The organism is Microbacterium sp., from assembly GCF_049661145.1.
Taxonomy (GTDB): Bacteria; Actinomycetota; Actinomycetes; order Actinomycetales; family Microbacteriaceae; genus Microbacterium.
In genome coordinates this window covers 1-7,668 of the sequence record NZ_JBASZT010000355.1, presented here as the reverse complement: position 1 = coordinate 7,668, position 7,668 = coordinate 1, and the positions used below count along the sequence as shown (strand labels likewise).

Annotated in this window: 8 protein-coding genes; 4 read left to right on the top strand and 4 right to left on the bottom strand. The window is 70.4% G+C overall.

Annotated features, from left to right (window positions below; genetic code table 11):
• On the bottom strand, positions 1 to 238 hold a 238-nt coding region (locus tag WBP48_RS14660; protein WP_424441492.1), incomplete at its 3' end, for an FAD-dependent oxidoreductase.
• 104 nt (positions 239 to 342) lie between these two features.
• Between WBP48_RS14660 and WBP48_RS14655 the strand changes: the two genes are divergently transcribed.
• Genes WBP48_RS14655 through WBP48_RS14640 form a run of 4 tightly spaced genes read left to right on the top strand, consistent with a single transcriptional unit; the run spans position 343 to position 3,672 of the window.
• A complete protein-coding gene (locus tag WBP48_RS14655) occupies positions 343 to 1,257 on the top strand; it encodes an ABC transporter ATP-binding protein (RefSeq protein WP_424441491.1) in 915 nt (304 codons plus the stop codon).
• The gene (locus WBP48_RS14650) at positions 1,254 to 1,943 is read left to right on the top strand and encodes an ABC transporter permease (RefSeq protein ID WP_424441490.1); all 690 of its coding nucleotides are present in this window, start codon (positions 1,254 to 1,256) and stop codon (positions 1,941 to 1,943) included. The genes WBP48_RS14655 and WBP48_RS14650 overlap by 4 nt, the downstream gene beginning before the upstream one ends.
• Positions 1,940 to 2,713, top strand: a complete 774-nt coding sequence (locus WBP48_RS14645) for an ABC transporter permease (protein ID WP_424441489.1) — start codon at positions 1,940 to 1,942, stop codon at positions 2,711 to 2,713. Before WBP48_RS14650 ends, WBP48_RS14645 begins: the two co-directional genes overlap by 4 nt.
• Before the next feature lie 44 nt (positions 2,714 to 2,757).
• Positions 2,758 to 3,672, top strand: a complete 915-nt coding sequence (locus WBP48_RS14640; RefSeq protein WP_424441488.1) for a glycine betaine ABC transporter substrate-binding protein — start codon at positions 2,758 to 2,760, stop codon at positions 3,670 to 3,672.
• A gap of 328 nt (positions 3,673 to 4,000) precedes the next feature.
• Here the strand turns inward: WBP48_RS14640 and WBP48_RS14635 are convergent, their stop codons facing one another.
• The 3 genes from WBP48_RS14635 to WBP48_RS14625 form a co-directional block, all read right to left on the bottom strand.
• Entirely contained in the window at positions 4,001 to 5,332 is a 1,332-nt protein-coding gene (locus tag WBP48_RS14635) for an LLM class flavin-dependent oxidoreductase (RefSeq protein ID WP_424441487.1), read from the bottom strand.
• The gene (locus tag WBP48_RS14630; RefSeq protein WP_424441486.1) at positions 5,329 to 6,618 is read right to left on the bottom strand and encodes an O-acetylhomoserine aminocarboxypropyltransferase/cysteine synthase family protein; all 1,290 of its coding nucleotides are present in this window, start codon (positions 6,616 to 6,618) and stop codon (positions 5,329 to 5,331) included. The genes WBP48_RS14635 and WBP48_RS14630 overlap by 4 nt, the downstream gene beginning before the upstream one ends.
• A 121-nt stretch (positions 6,619 to 6,739) precedes the next feature.
• Positions 6,740 to 7,666, bottom strand: coding sequence for a squalene cyclase (locus WBP48_RS14625; protein ID WP_424441485.1), 927 nt, complete (start codon positions 7,664 to 7,666; stop codon positions 6,740 to 6,742).
• Between the last annotated feature and the right edge of the window lie 2 nt (positions 7,667 to 7,668).

Here is a 7,668-nt window from a genome sequence, read left to right as displayed (position 1 = left end):
CCTCGACACCCGCGGCGAGCGCGGGCAGCGCACCCGGCGCATCCTCGGCGGCGGCCAGCGCCGCGCCGGCACGCAGCAACGTCTTGGACGGCATGCACGCCCAGTAGGAGCACTCCCCGCCGACGAGCTCGCTCTCCACGATCGCGACCGTCAGTCCGCCCTGGACGGCCCGGTCGGCGACGTTCTCGCCGACGGGGCCGGCTCCGATCACGATGAGGTCGTACTCTTCGGCATCCACCCTTCACGCATACCGGAGTATGACGCTGTGTGCCACCCCCTGCCCCCGTGTCGGAGGTGTGTGATTGGGTGAAGATCCGACCCGCTCCGAACCCCGAGGGATGTATGTCGATCGAGTTCCGCTCCGTCACGAAGCGTTTCGCCGACGGCACCGTCGCGGTGGACGACTTCAGCCTCGTGCTACCCGCGCACAAGACGACGGTGCTCGTCGGATCGTCCGGCTGCGGCAAGACGACGCTGCTGCGGATGATCAACCGCCTCGTCGAGCCGACGAGCGGTGACATCGAGATCGACGGCGAGTCGGTCCGGGGCCGCGACCCCGTGAAGCTGCGCCGCGGCATCGGGTACGTGCTGCAGAACGCGGGCCTCCTCCCCCACTTCACGGTCGTCGACAACGTCGCGACGGTGCCGGTGCTGAACGGCGTCCCACGTCGGCAAGCACGCCAGCGCGCGCTCGAGCTGCTCGACATCGTCGGGCTCGACCGCGCCCTCGCCGACCGCTACCCGCGCCAGCTGTCGGGTGGACAGCAGCAGCGCGTCGGCGTCGCACGGGGCCTCGCCGCCGACCCCAACATTCTGCTCATGGATGAGCCGTTCGGCGCCGTCGACCCCATCGTCCGCAAGGAGCTGCAGGCCGAGACGCGGCGGCTGCAGCGCGACCTCGACAAGACCGTCGTGTTCGTCACGCACGACATCGACGAGGCGTTTCTGCTCGGTGATCAGGTCGTCATCCTCGAGAAGGGCGCACGGATCGCGCAGGTCGGTACGCCCGACGAGATCATCGAGAACCCCGCGAGCGACTTCGTCGCCGAGTTCGTCGGCGTCCAGCGCGGCGCCCGTTCGCTGCATCTGAAGAGGACGGCGCACGGCACCGTGCTCGTTGATGCCGCGGGACGCACGCAGGGCGTGCTCGTCGAAGGGGCGGATGCCGCGGCATCCGGCCCTGTCGCTGACCCCGCGCCCGCCTCCACATCCGTTCCCGCCGCCGGGCCCGGCACCTCGACCTGGGACGCGCCGTGAACTGGGTCGCGGACAACCTCGATCTCATCTGGTCGCTGACGCTCGACCACTTGCGGCAGAGCCTGATCGCCATCGCGGCGGGTTTTGTCATCGCGATCCCGATCGGCTGGGCCGCATGGCGGTACACGACACTGCGCGGTCCCGTGCTGACGACGGTCGGGCTGCTGTACACGATCCCCTCGCTCGGCCTGTTCGCGCTGCTCGCCGCGGTCGGTGTTCCCCTGATCAGCGAGACGAACCTCGTCGTCGCGCTCACGATCTACGGCGTCGCGATCATGACCCGCTCGGTCACCGACGGCCTCGACGCGGTCGATCCGGCGACGCGCAGCGCCGCGATCGCCGTCGGTTTCGGACCGTGGCGCCGTTTCTGGGTCGTCGACCTGCCGCTGTCGGGCCCCGTGCTGCTGGCGGGGCTGCGCGTGACGGCGACCTCGACCATCTCGCTCGCGACGGTCGGCGCCCTGATCGGCGTGCAGAATCTCGGATACCTGTTCACGAACGGCTCGCAGCGGCGGATCATCCCCGAAGTGTTCGCGGGCGTCGTCGCCGTCGTCGTCATCGCGCTCGTCGTCGACCTGCTGCTGGTGCTGGTGGGCCGGGTCGTGATGCCGTGGCAGCCGCGACGCGCATCGGTGCGACGGGAACGCGCCGTGGCACGTCGACACGCGGCGGAGGGCATCGCATGAACGTCTTCGTCGACGCCTTCGCGTGGATCTTCTCGCCGGACAGGCTCGCCGGATCGCTCCCGCTGCCGCTCGCGATCTGGCAGCACCTCGCCTTCACGTTCGGCTCCGTCGCGATCGCCGCGGTCATCGCCGTTCCGCTCGGCTGGCTCATCGGCCACACCGGACGCGGCCGCGAGGCGGCGGTCGCCCTCTCCGGCGCGGCGCGCGCGCTGCCGTCGCTGGGGCTCGTCGTCCTGCTCGTGCTGCTCATCGGCGTGCTCCACAAGACCGAGGCCGCCGTCATCGCGTTCGTCCTGCTCGCGATCCCGTCGATTCTCGCGGGAGCGTATGCCGGGTTCGAGGCGATCGACCGGACTGTCGTCGACGCGGGACGTGCGGTGGGCATGACGCCGTGGCAGATCCTCTGGAAGATCGAGGTACCGCTGGGGCTTCCCCTGCTCATCGGTGGGCTGCGGTCGGCGACGCTGCAGGTTGTCTCGACCGTCACGATCGCCGCCTACGTCGGACTCGGGGGACTCGGGTTCTTCATCATCCAGGGCATCCAGATCCGCAGCTTTCCACAGATCCTCGGCGCCTCGATCATCGTCGTCGTGCTCGCGCTGGTGCTCGACGGCCTGTTCGCGCTGCTGCAGCGGGTCGTCGTGCCGCGCGGGGTGGCCGGGGGCACCGCCCGTTCTCGTTCCGACGACACGGTCGGCGGCGGGACGCCACGTTCTCGCGCGCCGCGTTCGGCTGCTCCAGGCACAGCCCGCCCCGCGCACGGCATCTGACCATTCCAACCCGCACGAACACAGCATCCACGAAAGGCACCGCAATGTTCCGCATCCGCACCCGTCTCGGCCTCGCCCTCGGCGCGGTCACCGTCGCCGCTCTCGCGCTGTCCGGCTGCGCCTCGTCCGACCCGCTCACCGGCGGTGGCGGCGAGAGCTCGGCGCCGCCGGCATCCGACACCATCGTCATCGGCTCGCAGCAGTATTACTCGAACGAGATCATCGCCGAGATCTACGCGCAGGCGCTGGAGGGCGCCGGATTCACGGTCAAGCGTCAGTTCAACATCGGCCAGCGCGACGCGTACATCCCGTCGCTCGAGGACGGCTCGATCCAGCTGTTCCCGGAGTACACCGGCAACCTGCTGCAGTTCTTCGACCCCGACACCACCGCCACGACACCCGATGACGTCTACGCGGCACTCAAGGAGGCGCTGCCGGACGGACTGACGGTGCTCGACCAGTCCTCCGCGACCGATCAGGACTCGTACAATGTGACCGCCGCGTTCGCAGCTGAACACAACCTCACCTCGATCGGCGACCTCGCCGGCATCCCGGGCCTGGTGCTCGGCGGTGGGCCGGAACTGGAGACGCGCCCGTACGGCCCGACCGGGCTGAAGGAGAAGTACGGCGTCGACGTGACCTTCAGTGCGACGGCCGACACGACCGTCGACGAACTGGTCGCGGGCAACATCCAGCTCGCGAACGTCTACAGCGCCGACCCGCTCATCAAGACGAAGGACCTGGTGACCCTCGAAGACCCCGAAGGCCTCTTCCTGGCGTCGAACGTCGTCCCCGTCGTGAGCACGTCGATCGCCGACGAGATCGCCGACGTCATCAACCCCGTCAGCGCTGCCCTGACGCCCGAGGGCCTCGTCGCCCTCAACGTCGAGTCCACCGTCGACGAGCGCTCGTCCAAGGACATCGCCGCGGACTGGCTGAAGGCGAACGGCCTGGGCTGAGCCCGGGCGGGCATCTCTCCGGTGGTCGAGTGCTCGCGGCGGAGCCGCGATGACCCCTCCGCTGGTCGAGTGCCCGCGGCGGAGCCGCGAGCGCATCGAGACCACCGCAACCGCAGTCGGGAGCCATGATCTCGATACGCCGCGCCTTCGGCGCGGCACTCGATCACCGGGGGGTAGCACCTGGCCGGAATCCGCGCCGCGAAACGACCACATGCGACCCCGCGATGCCCCCTCCGGTGACCGCGTCACACACTGTGATCTCGATAAACGCCCGCTACGGGGGCGCACTCGATCACCGGGGGGGTTCACGCCCCGCCCGCGAGTCAGATCAGAAGGCGCGGAGGTTGGCGTGCAGCCCGTCGCTCAGCAGGTCCCGGCGCAGGATGCCGCGGCGACGCAGCACGGGCACGAGCTCGTCCAGCGTGCGATGGATCGTCACCGGATGCAGGTCACCCCACAGCAGCACGCCGTCGTTGCCCCATTCACCGAGTTCCTCGATCAGATCGGCGAGCTCCTCGGCGGTGCCGACGAAACCGGACCGGTCCGAGATCCGGCCCAGCCGGGCGAGGGCGGTCAGATGCTCCCGCAACGGCGTCGTCGCCACGTCGCGGTCGCCCGTGAGCCGGCGGATCGAGCCGTGCGAGACGTGGTCGCCGAACACGCCGGCATCCAGCGGTGCGTCGAGGTCGAGGGCGGTCAGATCCGTCTCGAGGTCGCTGGACTGCCGCTGCGCGATCAGCCGCAGCGTCTCGTCCGAGGGCACGGCGGACGCCGCGACCAGCCGATCCGCCTCTTCGGCGGACGAGACGATGACGGGCTGGATCGCAAAGAGAATCCTGATGTCGGATGCCGAGCGTCCGCGCTCCACCGCCGCGGCGTGGATCCGAGCGCGATACTCCCGCACGCTCTGCTCGTGCAGCGGCGCGAGCGCGAGCTGGACGTCGGAGTTCGCGCCGGCGAACCCGAGGCCGCGCCCCGATCCGCCCGGCGAGGCGATCACCGGCTCGCCGCGCGTGAACGGCACGGCGTTCAGCGGACCGTCGAAGGCGAAATACTCGCCGCGGTGCCGCACCGGGTCGAGACGCGAGCCGTCGGCGTAGATGCCCGACGCGGCATCCGCCACGAGCGCGCCCTCACCCCAGGAGCGCCACAGCTCCCGGATGCCGTCGAGCCACTCCTCCGCACGGTCGTACGCGGCATCGTGGCCGAGTTGCGGAACTCCGTCTTCCGGCCCCGGGCCGAAGTGGCGAGCACTCGCGGTGTCGGTGACGACGTTGAGCCCCAGTCGGTCGCCGCTCAGGTGCTGCAGCGTCGCGAACTGCCGCGCCGCCGTATAGGGCAGGTACGCCGCCGGATTCACGGTGGGGATCACCCCGAGCGCGCGCGTCGCCTGGAACAGGTACGGTGCGAGCAGCAGCGGATCGTGCTTGGGCCCGCCGAACGCGTGCCGCACTCGCAGGTCGATCGTCTGCGGCGAGCCGAGTGAGGGTGCGTCCTCGATGAGGACGAAGTCGAAGCCGGCCTGCTCCAGTTCGCGCGCCGACTGCTGGTACAGGTCGGGACGCGTCCAGTCCCAGTCCCAGTCGAGGTACGGATGCCCCCACCCATGCGGCCCGAACCCGCGCGCGAGGAACCAGCCGAAGTGCTGCAGTCGGCTCATGCGAGCACGGCGACCGGCACGCGGCTCGCCGCGGTGAGCGCCTGCGCGAGGTCGTCGATGAGATCGTCGGCATCCTCGATCCCGATCGACACCCGCAGCGTCCCCGGGAACACGCCGACCGCGGTGCGTTCCGCCTCGGTGAGGAAGGTGTGCGAGGTGGATGCCGGGTGCAGCACGAGCGAGCGCACATCTCCGAGATGGGTCATGTGAGTGAAGACGTCGAGCGCCGCCACGAAGCGGCGGGCGGTGTCGGCGTCGCCGCGCAGCGTGAAGCTGAACACCGACCCGAAGCCGTCTGGCAGGTAGCGCACCGCGAGGTCGTGGTCGGGGTGCGACGGCAGGCCGACGTAGTCGACGCTCGCGACCTCGGGCCGGCCGGCGAGCCACTGCGCGACGGCGAGCGCGTTCGCGCTCTGACGCTGGATTCGCAGACTGAGCGTCTCGATTCCCTGCCCGATGAGGAACGCGTTGAGCGGCGACGGGGTCGGGCCGAACCTCGGCGCCACCGCCTCGCGGGCGTATGCGATGCGCGCGTCGCCGCCGACACGCTCCAGCAGGCTCGGCACCCCGCCGCGACCGGCGGTCGCGAAGTGCGGGAACAGCTCCGCGGCACGGGCGAGGTCGAGGCGTCCGCTGTCGACGATCGCGCCGCCGAGGACGCTGCCGTGGCCGGCGAGGAACTTGCTCGCCGAGTGGACGACGACGTCGGCACCGAGCTCCAGCGGACGGATGAGGTAGGGCGTCGCGAACGTGTTGTCGATGACGAGCGGGATGCCGTGGCGGCGGGCCACACCGGCGAGCGCCGTCGTGTCGATGAGGCGGTTGCTGGCGTTGGAGATCGACTCCGCGAACAGCACGCGCGTCTCGGGGCGGATCGCCGCCTCCCACGCGCCGAGGTCACGGATGTCGTCCACGAACGTCGTCCGGATGCCGAGGCGCGAAAGGTTGTCGCGGAGCAGGCCGCGCGTGCCCTCGTAGATGTGTGTCGAGGCGACGACGTGCTGACCCGATTCCAGCAGGGAGAGGAGCGCGACGGACGTCGCGGCCTGACCCGACGCCAGCAGCAGCGCCTGCGACCCACCCTCGAGCGCGGCGAGAGTGTGCTCGCCGATGCGGGTGTAGGCGTACCCCTCACCCTGACCGAAGTGAGCGGCCGCCTGCTCGTACTCGTCGAACTCGAACCCAGCCGTGAGGTAGATGGGCGTGGCCCGCGGCGTCACAGCGACCTGCGCGGCACGGGACGAGCGCTCGTGCACTTGACGCGTCGTGAACCCTCGCCTGGTCATGGCATCCTCCTGTCGGCGTCTTCGCGGCATCCCGCAGCGACTCGACCATCGTGGCCGCCCGCCTCCGGCGCCCGCGAATCGCGTGTCGTCATGTGACGGCGGCGGCCCCGGCGACGGGAGGTCAGGCCGCGGCGTCCCAGCGATCGAGCGCCCGCTGCGCGAGAAAGGTGACCCACTTCGACGGCTGTCCGACGGGCACGTCGAGCGGAAACCACACCGCCCCGGGGAAGTGATACCCCTGCAACCACCGGCCGTCGTCCTGCCGTGCGGCCCGGACGAGTTCGATGGTTCCCTCGGCGCGCAGGTCGGGGCGGATGCCGTCGTGAACAGCCGCGGCGGTGACATGGTCGATCGCCTTCAGCGCCGTGAACGGAGCGCGGTACGGGTGGACGATGACGTCGGTCCACGGCCCGACCTGCTCTCCCGTCGACAGTCGTTCGCGAAGCCGCCGAACCAGCAGGTACTCCTCGCCGCGGTGACGGGATGCCGTGACGCTGCCGTCTCCCGTGAGTTCCTCGTAGGCGAGGAGTCCGCGGACCGCGTTGATCGTGGAGTGGAACGAGGAGCGCGTCGAGCCCTCCACCCACTCGCAGTTCCAGCCGCCGTCGGCGAACTGGTGCGCGGGGAACCACGCGGCGAGCTGCGACATGTCGCGGCCGAGCCACGCGCCGCTGGTGAGCGTCATGGCATTGATGCAGACGTCGACCTCGCCGTCCCAGAAGGGAAGGTCGTCATACTCCCAGCGACAGTTCTTCTCGAGGAGGTCCGCCGTGCCCGCGAGCGCTGCGGCGTCGAGCCCCCACTCGCGCAGCGTCGCGAGCGTCCACGTCGTGGCCGTATACGGCTGGCCGGGCGGCGCGTCCGGAGCGTCGCCGTCGAAGTCGGCCGGAAAGAACGCACCGCCGGCCCACTGGCCGTCGGGCTCCTGGTGCGCGAGCAGTCGCGCGCCGTCCCCCTCGGTCGCGACGCGAAACGGCTCCTCATGGCCGATGCGTCTGCTGGGCGCTGCCGCGACGGCGAGTCTCGGCCTCTTCGTCATCGGGCTCAGCA